Consider the following 18,566-nt stretch of genomic DNA (forward strand, 5'->3'; position numbering starts at 1 on the left):
CGACATTCTACTGCGTAGCGCACCGACTTCAAATTGTAGAAAGCCCGATTCGAAAGAGTCGGGCTTTTTTACGTCTGCAGAAAAGTAAAATGCGCGCAGTTAACACTCACATCAACACCCATCACGTAGGGCGAGCGAAGCGACTTCCGACGCTAGAATCACACCAAAAGCCCTCAATATCTCTGCACGCCGATAAGTATGTAGCATTTGCTAGGTGACTTTTTACCGCTGTGGGAACCATGACATTAGCAGGCTTCAAATTGTAGAAAGCCCGATTCGAAATAGTCGGGCTTTTTTACGTCTGCAGAAAATAATGCGTGAGTTATTATGGTTCATTTAATTATCCATTAAACACTCAACTGAATTGCATATTTAATTAGGTAGAGATACTTCTAATAAAGCACTAAAGAAAGCTGTACTATTACAGGTGTTTTAAAATAACTATAACGAGAAAAATATGAAATTATTAACTGCAGCAACTCTAATACTTGCTTCATCGACAGCTTTTTCACGCCCTGCACCTTTAGTGTCTATCCCTACTCATGATGCCTTTTTTAATAGTATTGCAGCGCATTGCGGTAAAGCTTTTGAAGGTGAAGTAGCGGTAGATAACGCGAAGGGGCCAAGCTCATTTACAGATAAAAAGCTGGTTATGCATGTACGTAAATGTAGCGAGACTGAGTTACAAGTACCGTTTCATGTAGGTGACGATGCATCACGTACGTGGATCATAACTAAAACGGGTAGTGGCTTGAGTTTAAAGCACGATCATCGTCATAAAGATGGAACAGACGACGCATCAACTATGTATGGTGGCCATACGCTTAATGCAGGGTTTGCGCAAATGCAGTCGTTTCCAGCAGACCAATACTCTAAAGAGTTATTCATAAAAGAAGGCATTGCACAGTCTGTAGGTAATACATGGCAAATGTATATTTACCCAGAAGTATTTACTTATCGATTAATTCGCCAAGGACGTGAGTTTAAGGTGGATTTTGATTTAACGAAACCGATTACTCCACCATCAGCACCTTGGGGTTATAAAGACTAAGGTTACTTACCCTTGTTTGTATCTTCTTTAGTTTCGCATTGTAGTAAAACACTTAAATCTGGTTGGTAAGCACGTGGTTTTGTTGGAAAGCGCTCGTACTCTTGCACGCCTTCAAGTATTTTCAACATAAAGGTATTGCCGCGGCATAGACGGTCAGCATGGCGTAATAAAAATACACTTTGATTGGTAAAGTGTTTGTAATCGTCTGACTGGATTTCTATTTTATAGTTGTCTTCGCCAATTTTTGTTTGGTAGTAATGCACTTTGTTGTCAAAGTCGTAGAGCTTCTCTGTTTCGGCTTTTTCAGCAAGTGCAGTATTTGCACTCGAAAGAGCCACCAGTGTAGCGCCTATAAATAAGCGTGGTGTGTTTATTCCTTTCATAAAATGTATCCTTTAATTTGCGAACTTTATACCCATTAATAAGAGTAATAAGATCGATTTCTTTACGTATTAGTCTAACACCCAAAAAGGGATAATGTGATGTTCAAACAAATAAAGCAGCTTTTTGCTGTATTCGATGATCAGGAACCTAGTATAGAGCAGCATGATTTAAAAACAGCGGTCGCTGCATTGCTTATTGAGGTTATGCGTGCTGATACTAAGCTTGACCATGATGAACAACGAACCCTGACTGTAACCTTAAAAAAATACTTTAATTTAACAAATGCAGAAGTTGAAGAGCTTACTAATAACGCAGCAAGTAGTTTAGATGGTGCTATTGACTACTTTCAGTTTTCAAAACAAATTAATGAGCATTGTAGTGCTGTTCAGCGCATTGAAATAATAGAACTACTATGGCGCTTGGCTTATGCTGATGGAGAAATAGATCCCCAGGAGGACTACGTAATACGTAAAGTAGCAGGGCTTTTATATGTAACGCATACCGATTTTATCGCCGCAAAAATCGCGGCGACAAAGTAATTATTTAGTTATTTAGGCGTGCAAGTTATTTTAACTTACTTGCAACGCTTACTAACTGATGAGCAAGTGCTGATACTTTTTCAGCTGTAACAGGTTCATTAATTTGCCCACTTTCATCAAACAATGTGTGTACAGCGGGTACTGCAAGTTGATCGGCAAGCACTAACGATCCAATACCACTTAATATATCTCGTACATGATTTAAACCGCGCAACCCACCAAGTCCACCTGGTGATGCTGAAAACAGCGCCACCACTTTATTACGAAAAGCAGGAACAGCACCTTGCTCTGTACGCGATGCCCAATCAATCGCATTTTTAAGCGCTGCAGTTATAGAGCCGTTGTACTCCGGGCTTGCTAGTAAAATACCGTCAGCTGCACGTAGTTTGTCTTTTAAAAGCTGTACATCGCTTGGTGTACCTTGTGCTTCAATGTCTTCGTTAAATAGTGGGATGTTTAATTCGTTTAGTTTTATTACCTCTACTTCAGCACCTGTTTGTAGAGCAAAACGTGCTGCCTCATTAATAATTTTTTGATTAAAGCTTTCTTGGCGAAGGCTTCCTGCTAGGGCAATAATTTTTGGTGCTGACATGCTAGTGACCTTTTAGTGTTTAAAATTACAACGCTAATGTAGCAAAATTTTGCTTGTAGAAAACCCCAATAAACGCAACACTTATGTGCGTAAATGCACATAAGTATAAGGTAAGCAGCATGGCGATAAAATTTGAAGATTGGCAAGACGTCAAAGTAGCGTTTGAAGTAGCACGATTAGGCACGTTAACGGCGGCGGCAGAAGAGCTTAATGTGCACCACAGCACAGTTCTTAGGCGAATTAATAATCTTGAAAAAAACTTAAATACACGCCTTTTTCATCGTCATGCCCGTGGTTACAAGGTTACTGAAATTGGCACCAAGTTATTTGCAACAGCACAAACTATCCATAGCTCCTTAGAGCAGTTACATAACGATATAGCAGCGGCCGATAGCACCCTTAGAGGGAGTTTATTACTAACGACGGTAAGTGGTTTTATGGATGTACTTGGTGATGTATGTGAGCAATTTCAGGCACTACATCCACAAGTGCAGCTTGAGGTTATTTTAGAACAAAAAAGGTTAAGACTTGATCACGGACAAGCACATATTGCAGTGCGTGCAGGCCCAAGACCTGATGAGGGCGATTATATTGCTCAGCATTTAGCGCAGCTTTCATCGGGTTTATACGCTAATAAACGTTACATCAATAAATACGGCATGCCTAAATTATTAAGTGATTTACAACAACATAATTTTGTATCAGGTGTGGCGGGTTTTAATGCCCGCGTGCCTTATTTTGCATGGGCTGATGAACATATTCCCGCATCGCAAATAAAGCTGCGAGTGTCTGAAACCGCAGAAGCAACTCGTGCAATAATTAAAGGGCTAGGCATTGGCGGATTACAACATGATGTGGCGGCGCAATATTCTGATTTAGTACCTATATTACACAGTGAGTTAAGCTGGCCTACAGATGTATGGTTAGTCACGCATCACCTAGTACATCGCACTGCTAAAGTACAAGCTTTTGCAGGGTTGTTAAAAACACACTTTAGTAAGTTGGCTGCTAATCAATAATTTTAGCTGTGTTTTGGATGATTATAGTGTTTTTTTTACTTCTATCCCTATGCGTTTAGCCAAGCGTACTAAGTTAGCTCTATCTAATTCAAGCACTCTTGCTGCTGCTGACCAGTTGTAGTTATGCTTCTTTAATTGCTCAGTAATTACGTTGTATTGCAACGATTCTACAGCTTGCTTTAAAGGTTGGTTGATTAAGGTGTTGGTTGTACTTTGGCTTGCTACTAAAGAGTTTTTCGGCGCACTCGGTGTTAAATCACAGTGCTCGCTTGTAATGGTTATTATTGGATTTTGCCATTGGCTTTGTTTTGCTTTTAGGGCGCTGCGGCTAATGACATGCTCAAGCTCGCGAACGTTACCTGGCCAGTTGTATTGATTAAGCGATACTTGCGCTTCAGGGCTCAGTTTTAATTGTTTTATCCCTAGTTTACGGGCTGTTTGCTCAATAAAATAACCAGCTAAGAGTGTTATGTCGTGCTCCCGTTTACTAAGTGGTGGCACAGTAATAGGGTAGACACTGAGGCGATGGTATAAATCGGCTCTAAAGCGACCTTGTTCTACTTCTTCTTTTAAATTTCTGTTGGTTGCGGCAACGACGCGTACATCTACGTACTTTGGCGTGTCTTCTCCTACCGTTTGTATTTCGCCGCTTTGTAGCACTCGTAATAATTTACTTTGCATGGCAAGAGGCAGTTCGCCAATTTCATCTAAAAATAACGTGCCTCCATCAGCTAATTGAAATTTACCTTGGCGCGAATTTTGTGCGCCTGTAAAAGCCCCTTTTGCATGACCAAAAAATTCACTTTCGGCAAGATTCTCAGGGAGCGATGCACAATTTAAGTGAATAAGCGGTTGATCTTTTCGAGCTGAATTTAAGTGAATATTACGCGCAACAAGTTCTTTCCCTACTCCTGTTTCACCTAATATAAGCACGCTAAAGTTAGATGCTGCAACGAGTTTAATTTCGTTCTTAAGTGTTTGTATTAGCGGACTTTGGCCAATAATTTCACCGCCATCTCGTGTTAACGCTTCACGATTTAGTTCTTGCACTAATGCACTTGAGTGCTGTGCATGCTGTTTGTAATGGGCAAGCTCTAAAGCTGTTTTAAAGTGCGCACTACACAGCGTTTGTAAAGTATTGAGTGTATCAGTACTTATGCTTTTAAATGCATTGGCGTTAAGGCTATCAAACGTAAGTACGCCAAGTAGCGCGTTTTTATCATAAAGAGGTAAGCCTAAACATGCATGTACCGGTATGTCGCCGGTTTTAGCTAATAGTAATCCGTCGTATGGATCGGGTAGTGGGCAATCGTGCGCAAATTGTAACGCGAGTGTGCTTTTGCAAATAGCTTCTAGGCGAGGGTGTTCTACTATTTTAAATCGTCTGCCAAGACTGTCGGACATTAATCCTTTAATTGCCAGTGGTTTTAATTGCTCGCCCTGAAGCACTAATAACGCACTTGCATCACTAGGAATCACCCGCTCAACCGTTGCTAGTAATTGATCAAAGCTATGCTCGTGCAGTGTACTTTGAGCAAGCTCTAGAGCAACTTGTGTAAGGTTGAATTGCTGGTTCATGTCAAAATGACCTATTCGTGTTTTTATGAGTTAATTTATAATAGGTCATAAAGACTCATAGTGTAAAGTGGTTTAATTTAACCTATTGAATTTAATTGAATAAATTTTTTGGCACAGTATGTGTAATAGCTAAGTAACGTAGTTAGTTACAGAGATCGCCATGAACACACTAATGCTGAATAATTTAAACAATCAAATACAGCCTAGTTCACTATATGAAACAGTATTATTTGCAGCCAATACTGCATTGCTCGTGAGTTTAGTGTGTATTACGGCCAGTATTTTAATTAGCTACCCATTTGCTGAGTACTTTTCTATTGCGGTGCAAGTATCAGCTCATATTGGCACTATTGTTATTGCTGCTATTTTAAAAGTAAGTTACGTACTGCGCTGTGTTGCACAACATGGTTTAGGGCAGGAGGTACGATAATGCGCCCTATAAACTTAACTGAACCAATGCCAGCACGAGTGGCTATTCATCAAGTATCTCGATGGCCGTTATGGACGCTCGCTTTTAGACCTTTCTTTTTAGGCGGTGGCTTATTGGCATTTTTGTCGGTGGGGTATTGGCTACTTATTTTAACAGGCCATGCAAGTTGGCACTTATCGATACCTGCGACATTATGGCATGCACACGAAATGCTGTTTGGCTTTGCAGGAGTTGTAGCTGTTGGCTTTTTACTTACCGCAGCACAAACATGGACAGGCGTTGCGAGCATAAGTGGCAAAGCTCTTATGTGGCTTACGTTTATATGGCTTGCAGCGCGCTTAGCCTTTTTTGTGATATTGCCCGATATTGCTCATTTTAATTTATATGCTGCACTTACATTACAAGTTATTTGGTGGCTAGGCGCCATAGCTGTATTGGCTAATATGTTATTAAAAGCCAATAGCAAAAGTAACTATCCGTTTTTAGCTATTTTAGCTGTGCTTTGTGGGCTCAATGTATTGTATTTAATACTCATTTTACAGAAAAACATGCAGCTTGCACTTGGTGTGGTTGATACCGCAGTACTCGTCATTACTTTACTAATTGGCATTGTTGCGGGTCGCGTTTTACCATTTTTTACCGCTAAAGGTCTGGGTTTAACCGAGCAAGTTCGAACGCCTAAAATAGATAAAGCAGTGATGTATTTATCTATTGTGGCTATCACTTTATTTTTTATCAACAAGTTGTTTTTGAACACGATTGACCCTGCGTTAGTTGTTGCAACTGTTGCTGCGCTTCACCTGGTCAGGGCTGGTTTTTGGTGGGACAGCAAGGTATTGAGAGTGCCGTTGTTATGGTCTTTGCATTTTTCCTATCTTACGTTAGGCGTAGGGTTAATGATGGTTGCATTCAGCTTTTATAGCAGTGCAATACAATTTAAAGATGCGCTGCACTTAATCACTATTGGCACAATAGGTATGATGATTTTAGCAATGATGACGCGTGTATCACATGGTCATACAGGGCGGACACTCACTATTCCTCATTACATGGCTGTTGCTTTTGCGTTTTTGCTTGTGGCCGCTATTACTCGTTCGTTACTCCCTTTTATTATTGGGCCTCAACTTTCTTGGCAAATAAGTGCTGTGCTGTGGTTAGTGGCTTTTTCATTATTTTTAATTCACTGCACACCTATATTAACGCGGCGTCGTGTTGATGGGCGTCGTGGTTAGTTCATCCATAGGAAACACATATGTTATCTGATAAAACCATTGAGATTGTAAAAAGCACTGTTCCGTTATTAGCGCAGGCGGGTACGGTTGTTACCGATCATTTTTATAAGCGTTTATTTAGCCATAATCCTGAGCTTAAAAATATTTTTAATATGGCGAATCAAGATACAGGTCGTCAGCAATTTGCACTTTTTAATGCATTGGCTGCGTATGCGCAAAATATTGATAATTTAGTCGTATTAAAAGAAGCGCTAACACGTATTAATCATAAGCATACAAGCTTGAATATTTTACCTGAGCATTACCCTATTGTAGGTGCGCATTTAATTGGTACTTTAAAAGAGCTTATTCCTGATCAATTTACTCCCGATGTTGAATATGCTTGGCGCGAAGCTTACGGCGTACTTGCTGATATTTGTATAACCGAAGAAGCTGCTTTGTATGAGCACAGTAAAAATAAACACGGTGGCTGGGTGGGAACTCGCCAATTTGAAATAACCAACAAGCAGGCTGAATCAGAACTAGTAACGAGCTTTACACTTACGCCAGTTGATGGCGAAGCTGTTATTACACATAAACCAGGGCAGTATTTAGGTATTAAAGTTAAGCTAGAGGGCGCTGAATATGAAGAAATTCGCCAGTATTCTATTTCACAAAAAAGTAACGCTAAAAACTACCGTATTAGTGTTAAAAAAGAGCTACAGCCAAAGCCTGGCATGGTGTCTAATTATTTACACTCATTAGAGCAAGGCACTATTGTTGAGTTATACCCGCCGGCAGGAGACTTCTTTTTACGTAATAATACAAGTCCAGCGGTACTAATTTCAGCAGGTGTTGGGCAAACGCCAATGCTGGCTATGCTTGAAACGCTATTAAGTGACAACTCTAATCAAGAGATTATGTATTTACATGCCTGCGAAAATACTCAGCAGCATTCGTTTTCAAAATATTTAAATGAGTTAAATGCAGTCTATAACCGCTTACAAACAATGACGTGGTTTAACCAAGCGACAGAGGGCGCTGACTTTACTGGGTTAATGAACCTAAATGCAGTACAAGCACAGCTACCATTGAGTAATGGCGACTTTTACTTATGTGGTCCTGCCGGGTTTATGGCATTTATAAAAAACCAGTTACTTGAGCTAGGTGTTAAAAACGAGCAGATTCATTATGAAGTGTTTGGTCCGCACCAAGACTTGTAATAACGCTTTAAAATAGAAAAAGGCGTGCAGCGATATGCTGCGCGCCTTTTTGATAAACTTTAAAGTGCCTTATAATTCTTTACAGGTAACACCTTCAAGTACTGTAGTAAGCTCTTTTTTAGGATAGTAAAGCTCGCATTGGTTATTACGTAGTTGCAAAATAAACTTCTCAGATTTTATATTATGCGCGCCCATAATTACTCTGCCATCAGACCCTTTACTCATTGCATGATCAATTAGCAGTTCGCTACGTTTAGTAAATACCGAATCGGCAAGTGTTACTAATGCGCCTCCCTTAACTTGTTGAATTGCCTGTTGTAGTGTTGTAATAGCGCTGGGATTAACGCTCGTTAATATAGCGGGTTTAGCGGGCTCACTATTTACACTTTGGCATCCACCTAAAGTGAGCAAGATGGCTAATGGGAGTAATAATTTAGCCACTATCTTTCCTCACTCAGTGTTGGCCAAGTTAAGTCCATATTACGCTGGGTAAATTGCTCAGGCATATTTAAAGGAATGAGGGATTCACGAGAGCTTGAAAAACTAGCTGGCTCTGCTTTTGCAGCAGCCGTTCTAACTGGGCAACTGCCATTTTCAACATGAAATAATGCGGTGGCTAAAACAGCCTCGTCACTGTCGCCTAACTGATGATCAAAGTCGTCTTCAATTTCACAACCTTGAACATCAGCATCAAATTGTGGCGTAGGGGTTGGTGTAAAACCCGCAGAGTATTCGCCAAATCCTTTGCTATTCACCCCACTAAACTGAATAGTGTAATAGGTTGTTGCGCAGTTATGGGTTGGGGTAAAGCCATAGGGCTTACCGCAGGTCGTGTCGCCAATTAAAATAACTTCTGCGTCTATACCCTTTAAACCATTAATAAAAGCTTCTGATGCCGAACAGGTGCCTGATGTGCTTAATACATAAACCTTCGATAAGTTTAAATCAGGTAGGTTTTCACCTGTGCTAAAAAAAGTAGAGTAATCTATTTCTTCATCAATAAATGGAAAAGGCGAATCTACGGGCTGTTTATTGTTTTGTTGAGTTTGATAATAAAAGCGGTTGTTAACGTTGGCATTACCGGCAACCATATAAGCCAATTGAGCTGATAGCGCTAATAACCCGCCGCCGTTATATCTAAAGTCGATTACAAGCTCGTCAATACCATCGGTTTTAAACTTATTTACCGCAGCAATAAGGCCTTCTTGAGCAATGCTTATATGGCTATTAAACTGCATGTAACCCACGTTTGAACCATTTTCAGTCGGAATCGTTTTAACATTTTGAACTGGTGTTTGCTCAATATTACCAGCGGTTACATTAAATGTTTTTTCGGCGCCATCGTTACTGCGTACAACAATAGTATGTGAATCGCCGTTAGTTGGGCTAAATAAGCCTTCGTTAAGCGTATCTACACCCGACTCTGTATTGGTATTAATGCTAACACCGTCAACTGAAAGTACAGTATCACCACGTTGAAAGCCTATTTGGCTTGCAGGTGAATCATCTTCAAGATAAGCGACGCGTAAAATACGGTCGGCTGTATCGCCAATAAACGCCCAATTTATACCGTAACCAGAAGTAACGCCCGATTGCGCTTCTTGAAAGTAATCTTCAGTAGGTTCTGAAAAATGAAAGTTATCTTTTTTTGCCCCTGAGTCGGTAAGTTGCTCTGTTTTTAATTGGGCAAAATAATCGGCTACTGTGCCAAAGCTTTCAGGGTCGTTATCGGTAATCTCATCATACCAAAGGTAGGTTTCGTCGCTCCAAGAGCGAAGCCAGAGTTTTTCGTAAAGGGCAGAGCCAGCTTGATCTGGGTAAGGCTCGTTGTTATTAAAGGGATCGTTACCCGTACGAGGGGTTTCGCAAAAGTTTTTTAAATCATTAGAGGGCTCAAATACCCCTGCTGTCCATGTTGGACTGCTACTAACAGGTGTTGTAACGATAGGAGTAGTAATTACAGGAGCAGAGTCGATGCCGCTACCGCCGCCACAACCCGTTAAAGCAAAGCCCGAAAGTGCTGTAAAAATGGCTAGCGAGGTTTTATTATTTTCAAACATAGTTAAGGACTTTCTGTAAATAAGTTGTTTAAAATATTACAACACTCGCTCATTTATTCAACATTTATAGCTTTGATTTATGTAAATGAGTGTTAAAGCTTAGAGCTTGCTCGCACTACTTGTATCTGCGAATGCTTGCTTTTGCCATGCATTAAATAACTTTTGCTGTTTATCCGAGATTTTTAAACCGTATGTTTTTTGCATGTAAGTGTAGGTGTCGGCTATACGTTTACGTGCATAAACAGGCGGTTCAACTACACGTTGCTTAAAGTTTACTTTTACTTCGCAGCGACCATACTGTGTGGCGTTTTCGCTAAGCATACCAAAACGATAATTAGAGCGATCGGCATTAATTTCGCCAATAGCTGGCGCTAAGTTATTTATATCAGCTTCCATTTTTCTAAATTTAGCACTTACTTTACGGCAGTTTTTACGCCCGCCATCTTGCCAACACTGTAGCTGGTGACCAAATTCCCACGCCGGAATATGCGTAACTATAATATTCTAGTATATGGACATTTATAACTATATAAAAAATATAAGATTTTGGTAATGGTAAAATTCACTCACTGTCCATGTATTGTTTTTTTTATATGGACATATTTTTCTGGTTTGTCATTATACTTTGCAATCTGAAAGTTTATATAAGAGTAGCAATTAATTTGATGGTGTGTTCGAGCTTAAAGATTAAGGAAGTAGCTCTTTAACATTGGAATCCAATACTTGAGCCAAATGATATGCTTTAAGTAGGGTTATGTTGACTTCGCCCCGCTCAATTCTACCCATATAACTTCGGTCTATATCTGCTAAAAGAGCCATTTTTTCCTGTGTGATTTTTAGTTCTTTGCGTCTATTCTTTAGGTTTATACCGAATTGGATAGAAATATCTTTCATTTTAGTCCCAGTAAAATGAGAGACTATCCGTATTTGATGACTATAAGGCCACGGACTATAATCCGTATTTTAGTGGTTGAAATAAATCTTGTTATAAAGTGGTGAGTTTATATTGAGTCGTAGCTAGGTTACTTCATTATATAATATGAACTAGGAGCTATAGGTAATTATATTGTTGTATAAGGGGTGTAAAGAGAAATCCCAGATTTTGATAATTCCAAAGCCCATGTGTAAGCTTGAGAGGGTGGATCAAAATTATGAATAACCCAATCTTGCTGAGTCCCCTCTTGATAACGCCGTCCTATCTCAATTGCAAAAGTAGATTGTACTGATAAAAAAAGGTGTACTTTTTTACAGTCATTTAATGATGAAAGCTGATCAATGAGTTCACCCACTTGCGTTGACAGTTTTTGTAAATTGTCTTGGTTTTTTATTAAATTTCTCGAGATCCCTTGATCTGAAATTAGTATATTTGTTGAGTCTTTTAATTCTTTTGGAATCTGATTTATATTGATTTCAGTTGTAAAACAGATAGCAATGCCTATTTCACCTGAACTATTAACCTCATCTACAGTAATTAATTTCCTAAAATTAATTTGTTTATTCTCATCGGAGAGTAAACCGTAGCTACCATCTCGGTGAAACTTGTCAAAATAGATTATCTCAGAAGTAAGGTTTCTTAGCATTGCACCATATGCTACAAGAAAGGGAATTCTTGCAAGTCCTCCGATATATAACTTCTGGCCTTGGTTATGTAGTATATAATTTTTAAAAATGTCAATTTCTAGTTCAGCATTATAACGCTTTATTTGCATAACTATATCTTCGGAAACGCTTTGCTGAACACCAATAGATATAGGTTCCCTGCAGAAGGCCTTTTCAGTCGAATCTAATATGTTTTCTGGAAAGTAGGCCGGTACACCTGGCATAGCAGAAATCATAACTTTTGCAGTATGACGTAATTTTTGATTCCACTCAGAAAATATTAAAATACAGCCAACTAAAAACAACAGAATACTTAGATACATTGAGTATAGAGATGGTTCTTTGTAACTTAGTCCAAGAGTATCTACGAAGAATCCACTTTCAAACTTAATATTAACTGTGCCTAACGAGAACATACCAGCGGTAACCGAAAGTAAGCATAGTTTTGTTCCCCATAAAGTTCTAGGGTAAGCTGTTTTTTTAAATTTAAAGGTGGTTGTTAGCAACCATTTAAAGCGCTCCCACATATGTTTATTCCTCAATCTCAGCTTCAAGAAGCTCAATAACTGCACCGTCATTAATTGAATAGACAGAAGTTTTTTCTAATCCAACAACTATAAAAAACAAAGCTCTATCAGGATTGTCTCGTTCATGGGTTCGCCAGTCAGATAAATCAGGGCTAGATGGTATAGGTTTACTTTGGGGGTGCGTATGCCAAGTACCAGTATAACCAATCAATTGTTCAGACTCTGCATACGCTTCATCAACTTCAAATTGATGAGCTTTTGCATCTAATTTGAAAGACGTACGTGTTCTTTTATCTGTTTCTTTCGGCTTTGTAATTCTATCAATTAGTACAGAATATCTACTTTTATAATATCCAATTAAAAGTCCAGCGGATTCTAAGCTTGTACTATCTAACTGCCTATAATTTTGTAGTTCTTCATATATATCAATAGGTAGCTCTAAGCGCTTACCACATTTACTTTCGAAAATAATAGAATTGCTAGGATTGCAGATATCACATAAAAGATGCCTTAAAGTAAGTTTTTTAAGCGATTGTGTAAATTTATCATATCTATCCGTTACAATTATTCCTTCGTTCTCAGCATCTTTACTTTCTCCTTTCCAACTAACTTTGGTTGATTCTTTAATATTATCTCGTAAATATTCAATAGCTAAATTAGTTGCTATCAGTGCCGTTTGTGCTGAATTACTTGCCCCATATGGGATAAACATTTCACCACAGCCAGCATAATTCTTTACTATGTCCTGATCTGGTCTTAGAAAGTTGAGGTTAGAAGAAAGTCCTCTAATACCTGTATTTGGTTCTACATAAGCGCATCTTAAGCAACCTTTACTATTTGGAATATCGAGCACTGCATGGCCTCCAATCCCATACCCTTCAAGCCAACAGTTTATAATTGGGACTTTTAATTTGGACTTAATAATATAATCGTGAAATAGTCTTTCATGTGTTGGGGACCCTATAGCAATAATTATTAAATCGAATCTTGTTAGGATATTTGGATTTCTTAAACTCAATAATTCATGGTTAAAGCCTTCTGACTTAACCCAAGGATATTTCCCCAAAAGTTGGTTAGCTACCGATTTAGATTTTGGCCAATTTATCATGTAACCATTCATCGTATGGCGATACAAATTTGAAGTACTAAAACTGTCTGGATCTGTGATATCTATATTACCAATACCAGATGCTCCTAGCTTATCTGCTATCTCACTACCGACAGAGCCACATCCGATCAACAATACACTTTTTTTATCTAAAGATGGTATAGCCCCGCTTCTTGGAAGCATTAGCTCTTGGTTGAAAGCTTCAACATAGATTGGCTCAATTCTCCACTTAAGAAATTTTTCTTTGTTAACAGGGAATGTTTTCTTTTTATCGATGCTTAACCTTAATCCGACCCATGATTTCCCCGAAGGCGTATCAGTATTGATGATTAGCCAGAATTCCTTTGCTTTGTAGGAAAAAAACTTACTTTCAATAACCGCTCTAGTTTGTGCAGGAAGTTTATTGATAGCTTCAAGCAACCAGTCTTTTAATTCATCAGAGGTAGTAGGAATAATTGGGTCAATATTATTGAATGACATGAAAAAGCATACAGCATCTTTATGGGGTTGCCTTGATTTTATATTTAAAAACTGCTCTACATACGGGTCACCCTTCTCTTTTGGGGCTGCTGCAAATGATGCAGAAATACTCATTACCTCATCATTAATAACAGGTTTATAAAGATTTAACTGAGTGAAACCTTGTGTCTCTAAAGTACAAAATAGCTTTTTAGGTGACTTCCCTATTAGGTTTTGAGTATTTCTGTACCAGTTAGTGCTGAATTCCCTAAGTAGCTCACTATGGTTAAATTCTGGATCAGTAATTAAAGAATCAAGTAGTTTGATGTGGCGGTTAATTGATTCTTCAAAAGCTAGTTCAGGTCGCTCAAAGTTTACTGATACCGACTCCAGATTATTTACACATATAAACCCCAAATCTTTATATTTTGGATCAATTTGAATATGTGCTAACACACCTAGCTTGAATGGATTACTAAGAAAGAAAAGTGGAAGCTGTGTGAGTTCGTTTACGCAAAAGTGAATCAAATGAAGAAAGTTACCATTTATTTCAATAGTTACTGTAATCGTATCTTGATCTATGTATTGAGATGGCTCAACTTCAAAGTTACTGTTAAGAAAGTGTTTGAGTATCAAATCGTAGTTCATGCTAGCTAGGCTCCCTGTGAAGTACCAGAAGCTCCGGCATTACTAAGAGGTGAAAAAGCTAACGCACTGCCTGATATAGATGATTTGTTGTCTTTTTTGGGTATCTCAAAATCGTCACCAAAAATCTGATTTAATATTTCGCATTGTTTTATTTCATTAGGCTCGTCTATAGCTCTTTGAAGGTTATTCTTTAAAGTAGTTAATTTATTTTTAAGCTGCATACCTGTATTCAAATCACTACCATCAACATTCACGCTATTATCTTTATGTTGAAATACATCGCGATATGGTTTTTTGGGTAATTTAGTGTGAATACGGTAACCCTCTGATCCCCAAAGTTTTACTATATAGTTGGAGTCCAAAATTCCATCAATCGTGTTTTTTAGAGCAACCAAATCATCTTTTATCTCATCAGACAATATTGAAGGACTATATTGTTCTTTAACCATTATAGTTAATGCTATCGAAAATATTTTTTGTCTAACGCCTTCAGAGCTAAAGTTCACATCTCTCCAACGTTTTATATAACGAATTAAGCGTTTCAATTGTCGCCGCTTGACTAAAGCACCCATAAAGTAATCATCAACACTATCGATCCATTCGATTAAACCTTTTTGATCCGACTCTGACCACTCCTTATGTTCATCACTAGAACCATTTTTTCCTACAGCAAGGTAATAAACGTCATTGCCAAAAAATGATTTCTCCTTTTTGTATACAGTATAGTCAATATGTAAATTTATTGATTTATAATCAGCAGTTACGCAAGGTTTCTTGATTTTTGGATCCTTAAAACTTCTCTTTTCTAACACTTCTTTGATAATTTTTTTGGGAGCGATAGGATCATCTGGGGCATTTTCTGCATCAATGACGATTGCACGGTCTATATCATAATCACCATCAAGACTATTAATTGCAGTATTTACGGCGAAAGAACCTTGCATGAAGGTTTCAATTACAGGATAACCTGCATCACTAAAGGCCTTTTTTATTTCTTCAAAAATACCTTCGTCTTTCTCTTTAGCTTTTCTATATCCAGCAGAATGGCTTGTTAGATAAATTTTCTTATTAAATTTATCGAAGTGAGTCTGAATAGACATAGTTAGTTCCTGAGTAATGGGTTAATCAGTATATATGGATATAAACACAGTAAATTTCAAGTGTGTAGGTTGAAAAATAGTCATTTTTTATTTCCAATAGAAGGTGATAATTTATTCGAATGGGGCTTCGTTTTTTATTTTTTGAAAATTACAATATAATCAAAACTCCTTTCGCAGACCTATTGTTGCACAATGAACTATTTTATATTTTTCTCTTTTCTTTACATCCTTTTGGTTCCTTCTGCTTCTGCTTCTGATACTTGGAGAGGATTAGTTATAGAGCCTGAAAAAAGATGCTCTCCATATAATAAATCTGAGCAATACCCTTACCCTCAAAGCGTTGAAGACGCGGTTGTTTCTAGTATGGGAGGGATAGTTTATGGCCCATATTCAGGACAATATTTTGTATCTGATAAAGAGACTGATATAGAGCATATTGTAGCTGCATCAGAAGGTCATGATAGTGGTTTATGTGCACAGCCAACGGAAATTAAAGTTCAATTTGCAACCGATATACTAAATCTAACCCTCGCTGCACCAGAAGTGAATAGATGTGGCTCGCATGGTAAGTGTGGTTTTGATGCTGCGGAGTGGTTACCATCAAGGAACAAGTGTTGGTTTGCCAATAGGATTTTAGCTATTAAAAGTAAATATACTTTGAGTGTAGATTCAGCTGAAGCAAAGGTTCTGGAGTCTATATTGATTAATTGCGGGAGTACTGACATGGTATTTTATCCAAAAGAGGGTATATCTTTGGGTGAAGCTGAAGCAATAGGCTCCTCTAACGCACTAGAGTTATATGATGATAATAACAATGGCCGTATTACTTGCTCTGAGGCCCGTAAGCATGGAATTTCACCAGTAAGGCAAGATCATCCAGCTTACATCTTTATGAATGATCGTGATAATGATGGAATCGTTTGTAATTAGCAATTCACTATAATGTAATTTCTTTATGGAGGTTGCGGTAAATATAGTCACGGATTATAATCCTCATTTTTGGGCGAGCCTAATACTGTTTGAAGTGAAACCTCCGAGGATATAATGAAAAAAGCAGTAATAACCATAGATAAGATACTACATCAAATTCTAGCGGATGATCAGTTTGATAATTTTCGAGTAATTCAACTACGAGATTTGTACATCACTTTATCAGCTGAAAGAAAGAGTAGTGAAGATACCTATCAGTATTTATATAGACAAATAAATAAATTAAAAAAAAATAAAATAATAGAAAAAAATGGTAAAGGGAAAAGAGTTTTCTACAGTAAAACTAAGCGTTTTTCTGAAACAAATTTCACTATTAGCAAGGACAAAGTTTATATTCATGATTTTACTACTGATGACTCAATATCGATCTTACAAGCTCGCTTGAACAAGTTTGAAAATGACTTGTTATCAAACATTGGTGAGTCAGAAGAATATAAAAAACTCTATACATCTTTACCTCAGCTTCAAGGTTATCTTGAGCCGAAATATTTATTTACAATGAAAAATCATTTAAAAATTCTAGGTAAGATAAAAGCTGTTAAATCAGTTATTCTTCATACACAAAGTAGTTAAAATGTAGGTGGCCAGCTTAGGTAGGCTACCTTACCAGAATAAGCCTAAGCTAGTTCACCTAAATAATAAAGCGCTAAGTAATACATATGGCGCTGCTCTCTTCCCTCAATATATTGGTAATCCAAGCTCTTCTCTAACCTCGTTAATATCTTCATCAAAGTTGTCTGGTTTTATTTTAAATATTTGGTTCTTTACTTTTTCAATTGTATCTTTATCGCTTCTTGCCACTTCGATGAATAGAGCATAAGTTAGTGATGTACCTAGAGCAACTGAGCTGTAATTTCTATGTTGTAATTGTCGCGCCCTAAATTCGATTAAAGCAATGTTGCGTTTGAACATCTCATCTACGTCAGGCTCTGAATTGAGTTTTAAAATATGACAGTACTTTTTCTCTGCATAAATTATATGCTCATTCTCGAACCAGTTTTCGATTAATTTACAATCAAGCTTGTTACATAAATCAGTATCCATAGCTTTAACTAGTGGGCTTTTTCTGCCGTATGTTGCAATTGGATTAGAGAACTCTTTAGTAAGTGTATCCAATATTAGCTGGTTACGAGACTTTCCTTCCATCACTGCTACAGCTGAAAGGTTCTTTTCCAGGTCTTCTGGCACACCTCTTAAAGTGAAAGACATTGTTTCTTTAGACTTCATGCTTAACCTCTGTTTGGTTTGTATTTTAATTTTAAGTATCAAATTTAGCATGTGGTATCACTTTGTCAAGGTGGTTTTGCTTGTTTATTGGCTAGATACCCTGTTTATATAACTCAGTATTTAGGAGTGATTCTCAATACCTTACTTTTTTTATTTTATCGTTTAGTTCAGTATTTACGCTGGTATGGTTTAGTTTCATGGTTGCACTGTTCACACCTTAACGCGGAGCAACTGAAAGTCTATTATTGACACTTATGCGAAATTCGGCTGTGAGCGATCAACGGACATTCGACCTACCTCAGTCGAACGACTGCTTAGCCCAAAAATGCGGACATAGCTATTTATTCTTTATCTAATATCAATTAGCGAACCATGTACAATTATGAAACCTTAGGCAAACGTAAACTACAAGACTTGTAGATATAAGTATCACTCTTCAAGCAACTGCAATACCCCACATTCTTTAACTTTTCTATCATCTGTGCATGCCGAGGCTATCTCAGATAGGGTAGCCTTTAGCTCCTCAAGCTCTGCAATGCGATGCGTGACGTCAACCATATGTTGATGGATCAAATTGTTCACACTAGAACAACTTTTATCGGGATTATTTTTTGTATCCAACAGCTGTTTAATTTCTATTATGGTCAAATCTAATGAGCGACATTGTTTAATGAATCGCAGTGCTCTCAACGATGATGCGTCGTAAATTCTGTAGTTGCCTTCACTGCGATTGCAAGCCTCAAACAAATCCTGTTTTTCATAAAAACGGATCGTCTGAATAGAACACCCACTTTTTTTTGATAGCTCACCTATTTTCATAA

19 protein-coding genes and 1 pseudogene are annotated in these 18,566 nt (G+C 37.9%); 8 read left to right on the top strand and 12 right to left on the bottom strand.

Features of this window, described 5'->3' with window-relative positions:
• Positions 1–457 precede the first annotated feature (457 nt).
• Positions 458–1,051 (top strand): hypothetical protein, encoded by a 594-nt coding sequence (locus I6E80_RS17965; protein WP_197186128.1) that lies wholly within the window; start codon positions 458–460, stop codon positions 1,049–1,051.
• Positions 1,052–1,053: 2 nt separating this feature from the next.
• Here the strand turns inward: I6E80_RS17965 and I6E80_RS17970 are convergent, their stop codons facing one another.
• Positions 1,054–1,434, bottom strand: a complete 381-nt coding sequence (locus I6E80_RS17970; protein ID WP_076925808.1) for a hypothetical protein — start codon at positions 1,432–1,434, stop codon at positions 1,054–1,056.
• Between the two features lie 99 nt (positions 1,435–1,533).
• Here I6E80_RS17970 and I6E80_RS17975 point away from each other — a divergent pair, with 99 nt between their 5' ends.
• Positions 1,534–1,974 carry a TerB family tellurite resistance protein gene (locus I6E80_RS17975; protein ID WP_197186129.1) on the top strand — a complete coding sequence of 147 codons (441 nt, stop codon included), beginning with the start codon at positions 1,534–1,536 and terminating at the stop codon, positions 1,972–1,974.
• A gap of 25 nt (positions 1,975–1,999) precedes the next feature.
• On the opposite strand, the gene I6E80_RS17980 is transcribed toward I6E80_RS17975, so the two are convergent.
• Positions 2,000–2,566, bottom strand: coding sequence for an NADPH-dependent FMN reductase (locus tag I6E80_RS17980; RefSeq protein ID WP_182197794.1), 567 nt, complete (start codon positions 2,564–2,566; stop codon positions 2,000–2,002).
• A 119-nt stretch (positions 2,567–2,685) separates the two neighbouring features.
• Between I6E80_RS17980 and I6E80_RS17985 the strand changes: the two genes are divergently transcribed.
• Positions 2,686–3,585 (top strand): LysR family transcriptional regulator, encoded by a 900-nt coding sequence (locus tag I6E80_RS17985; protein ID WP_024599628.1) that lies wholly within the window; start codon positions 2,686–2,688, stop codon positions 3,583–3,585.
• A gap of 21 nt (positions 3,586–3,606) precedes the next feature.
• On the opposite strand, the gene norR is transcribed toward I6E80_RS17985, so the two are convergent.
• Entirely contained in the window at positions 3,607–5,163 is a 1,557-nt protein-coding gene (gene norR, locus I6E80_RS17990) for a nitric oxide reductase transcriptional regulator NorR (protein ID WP_197186130.1), read from the bottom strand.
• A 160-nt stretch (positions 5,164–5,323) separates the two neighbouring features.
• Here norR and I6E80_RS17995 point away from each other — a divergent pair, with 160 nt between their 5' ends.
• From I6E80_RS17995 to hmpA, 3 genes are read left to right on the top strand one after another with little or no spacing between them, the layout of a single operon-like run.
• On the top strand, positions 5,324–5,593 hold the full coding sequence (locus I6E80_RS17995; RefSeq protein WP_197186131.1) for a hypothetical protein: 270 nt from the start codon (positions 5,324–5,326) through the stop codon (positions 5,591–5,593).
• Positions 5,593–6,825: an NnrS family protein gene (locus tag I6E80_RS18000; protein WP_197186132.1), complete on the top strand. Its 1,233-nt coding sequence runs from the start codon at positions 5,593–5,595 to the stop codon at positions 6,823–6,825. The genes I6E80_RS17995 and I6E80_RS18000 overlap by 1 nt, the downstream gene beginning before the upstream one ends.
• A gap of 20 nt (positions 6,826–6,845) precedes the next feature.
• Positions 6,846–8,027 (top strand): NO-inducible flavohemoprotein, encoded by a 1,182-nt coding sequence (hmpA, locus tag I6E80_RS18005; RefSeq protein WP_197186133.1) that lies wholly within the window; start codon positions 6,846–6,848, stop codon positions 8,025–8,027.
• A 69-nt stretch (positions 8,028–8,096) separates the two neighbouring features.
• Here hmpA and I6E80_RS18010 read toward each other — a convergent pair whose 3' ends face one another.
• The 7 genes and pseudogenes from I6E80_RS18010 to I6E80_RS18040 form a co-directional block, all read right to left on the bottom strand.
• Positions 8,097–8,468 (bottom strand): hypothetical protein, encoded by a 372-nt coding sequence (locus I6E80_RS18010; protein ID WP_197186134.1) that lies wholly within the window; start codon positions 8,466–8,468, stop codon positions 8,097–8,099.
• Positions 8,468–10,087, bottom strand: a complete 1,620-nt coding sequence (locus I6E80_RS18015) for a S41 family peptidase (protein ID WP_197186135.1) — start codon at positions 10,085–10,087, stop codon at positions 8,468–8,470. Before I6E80_RS18015 ends, I6E80_RS18010 begins: the two co-directional genes overlap by 1 nt.
• A 99-nt stretch (positions 10,088–10,186) precedes the next feature.
• A pseudogene (locus I6E80_RS18020) lies at positions 10,187–10,576 on the bottom strand (endonuclease); the annotation flags it as partial.
• 198 nt (positions 10,577–10,774) lie between these two features.
• The gene (locus I6E80_RS18025) at positions 10,775–10,981 is read right to left on the bottom strand and encodes a helix-turn-helix domain-containing protein (protein ID WP_197186136.1); all 207 of its coding nucleotides are present in this window, start codon (positions 10,979–10,981) and stop codon (positions 10,775–10,777) included.
• A gap of 167 nt (positions 10,982–11,148) precedes the next feature.
• Positions 11,149–12,213 (bottom strand): SAVED domain-containing protein, encoded by a 1,065-nt coding sequence (locus I6E80_RS18030; protein WP_197186137.1) that lies wholly within the window; start codon positions 12,211–12,213, stop codon positions 11,149–11,151.
• 4 nt (positions 12,214–12,217) lie between these two features.
• Positions 12,218–14,428, bottom strand: a complete 2,211-nt coding sequence (locus I6E80_RS18035) for a ThiF family adenylyltransferase (protein WP_197186138.1) — start codon at positions 14,426–14,428, stop codon at positions 12,218–12,220.
• A 5-nt stretch (positions 14,429–14,433) separates the two neighbouring features.
• Positions 14,434–15,528, bottom strand: coding sequence for a nucleotidyltransferase (locus tag I6E80_RS18040; protein WP_197186139.1), 1,095 nt, complete (start codon positions 15,526–15,528; stop codon positions 14,434–14,436).
• Positions 15,529–15,720: 192 nt separating this feature from the next.
• On the opposite strand from I6E80_RS18040, the gene I6E80_RS18045 reads away from it, so the two are divergent.
• A complete protein-coding gene (locus I6E80_RS18045) occupies positions 15,721–16,458 on the top strand; it encodes an excalibur calcium-binding domain-containing protein (protein WP_197186140.1) in 738 nt (245 codons plus the stop codon).
• A 114-nt stretch (positions 16,459–16,572) separates the two neighbouring features.
• Entirely contained in the window at positions 16,573–17,091 is a 519-nt protein-coding gene (locus tag I6E80_RS18050) for a response regulator (RefSeq protein ID WP_197186141.1), read from the top strand.
• Positions 17,092–17,196: 105 nt separating this feature from the next.
• On the opposite strand, the gene I6E80_RS18055 is transcribed toward I6E80_RS18050, so the two are convergent.
• Both I6E80_RS18055 and cadR read right to left on the bottom strand, forming a co-directional pair.
• Positions 17,197–17,745 (bottom strand): hypothetical protein, encoded by a 549-nt coding sequence (locus I6E80_RS18055; protein ID WP_197186142.1) that lies wholly within the window; start codon positions 17,743–17,745, stop codon positions 17,197–17,199.
• Positions 17,746–18,174: 429 nt separating this feature from the next.
• Positions 18,175–18,564 (bottom strand): Cd(II)/Pb(II)-responsive transcriptional regulator, encoded by a 390-nt coding sequence (cadR, locus tag I6E80_RS18060; RefSeq protein WP_182671357.1) that lies wholly within the window; start codon positions 18,562–18,564, stop codon positions 18,175–18,177.
• Positions 18,565–18,566 lie beyond the last annotated feature (2 nt).

It is taken from the genome of Pseudoalteromonas sp. NSLLW218 (genome assembly GCF_015864775.1).
In the GTDB taxonomy this organism is placed as follows: Bacteria; Pseudomonadota; Gammaproteobacteria; order Enterobacterales; family Alteromonadaceae; genus Pseudoalteromonas.

What these genes read in the sequence shown, in the direction of transcription:
- I6E80_RS17980 (WP_182197794.1), bottom strand. Translation starts at nt 2,566, where the DNA reads ATGTCAGCACCAAAAATTATTGCCCTAGCAGGAAGCCTTCGCCAAGAA.
- I6E80_RS18045 (WP_197186140.1), top strand. Translation starts at nt 15,721, where the DNA reads ATGAACTATTTTATATTTTTCTCTTTTCTTTACATCCTTTTGGTTCCT.
- norR (WP_197186130.1), bottom strand. Translation starts at nt 5,163, where the DNA reads ATGAACCAGCAATTCAACCTTACACAAGTTGCTCTAGAGCTTGCTCAA.
- I6E80_RS17975 (WP_197186129.1), top strand. Translation starts at nt 1,534, where the DNA reads ATGTTCAAACAAATAAAGCAGCTTTTTGCTGTATTCGATGATCAGGAA.
- hmpA (WP_197186133.1), top strand. Translation starts at nt 6,846, where the DNA reads ATGTTATCTGATAAAACCATTGAGATTGTAAAAAGCACTGTTCCGTTA.
- I6E80_RS17965 (WP_197186128.1), top strand. Translation starts at nt 458, where the DNA reads ATGAAATTATTAACTGCAGCAACTCTAATACTTGCTTCATCGACAGCT.
- I6E80_RS17970 (WP_076925808.1), bottom strand. Translation starts at nt 1,434, where the DNA reads ATGAAAGGAATAAACACACCACGCTTATTTATAGGCGCTACACTGGTG.
- I6E80_RS18040 (WP_197186139.1), bottom strand. Translation starts at nt 15,528, where the DNA reads ATGTCTATTCAGACTCACTTCGATAAATTTAATAAGAAAATTTATCTA.
- I6E80_RS18000 (WP_197186132.1), top strand. Translation starts at nt 5,593, where the DNA reads ATGCGCCCTATAAACTTAACTGAACCAATGCCAGCACGAGTGGCTATT.
- I6E80_RS18025 (WP_197186136.1), bottom strand. Translation starts at nt 10,981, where the DNA reads ATGAAAGATATTTCTATCCAATTCGGTATAAACCTAAAGAATAGACGC.
- I6E80_RS18035 (WP_197186138.1), bottom strand. Translation starts at nt 14,428, where the DNA reads ATGAACTACGATTTGATACTCAAACACTTTCTTAACAGTAACTTTGAA.
- I6E80_RS18050 (WP_197186141.1), top strand. Translation starts at nt 16,573, where the DNA reads ATGAAAAAAGCAGTAATAACCATAGATAAGATACTACATCAAATTCTA.
- I6E80_RS17995 (WP_197186131.1), top strand. Translation starts at nt 5,324, where the DNA reads ATGAACACACTAATGCTGAATAATTTAAACAATCAAATACAGCCTAGT.
- I6E80_RS18030 (WP_197186137.1), bottom strand. Translation starts at nt 12,213, where the DNA reads ATGTGGGAGCGCTTTAAATGGTTGCTAACAACCACCTTTAAATTTAAA.
- I6E80_RS17985 (WP_024599628.1), top strand. Translation starts at nt 2,686, where the DNA reads ATGGCGATAAAATTTGAAGATTGGCAAGACGTCAAAGTAGCGTTTGAA.
- cadR (WP_182671357.1), bottom strand. Translation starts at nt 18,564, where the DNA reads ATGAAAATAGGTGAGCTATCAAAAAAAAGTGGGTGTTCTATTCAGACG.
- I6E80_RS18015 (WP_197186135.1), bottom strand. Translation starts at nt 10,087, where the DNA reads ATGTTTGAAAATAATAAAACCTCGCTAGCCATTTTTACAGCACTTTCG.
- I6E80_RS18055 (WP_197186142.1), bottom strand. Translation starts at nt 17,745, where the DNA reads ATGAAGTCTAAAGAAACAATGTCTTTCACTTTAAGAGGTGTGCCAGAA.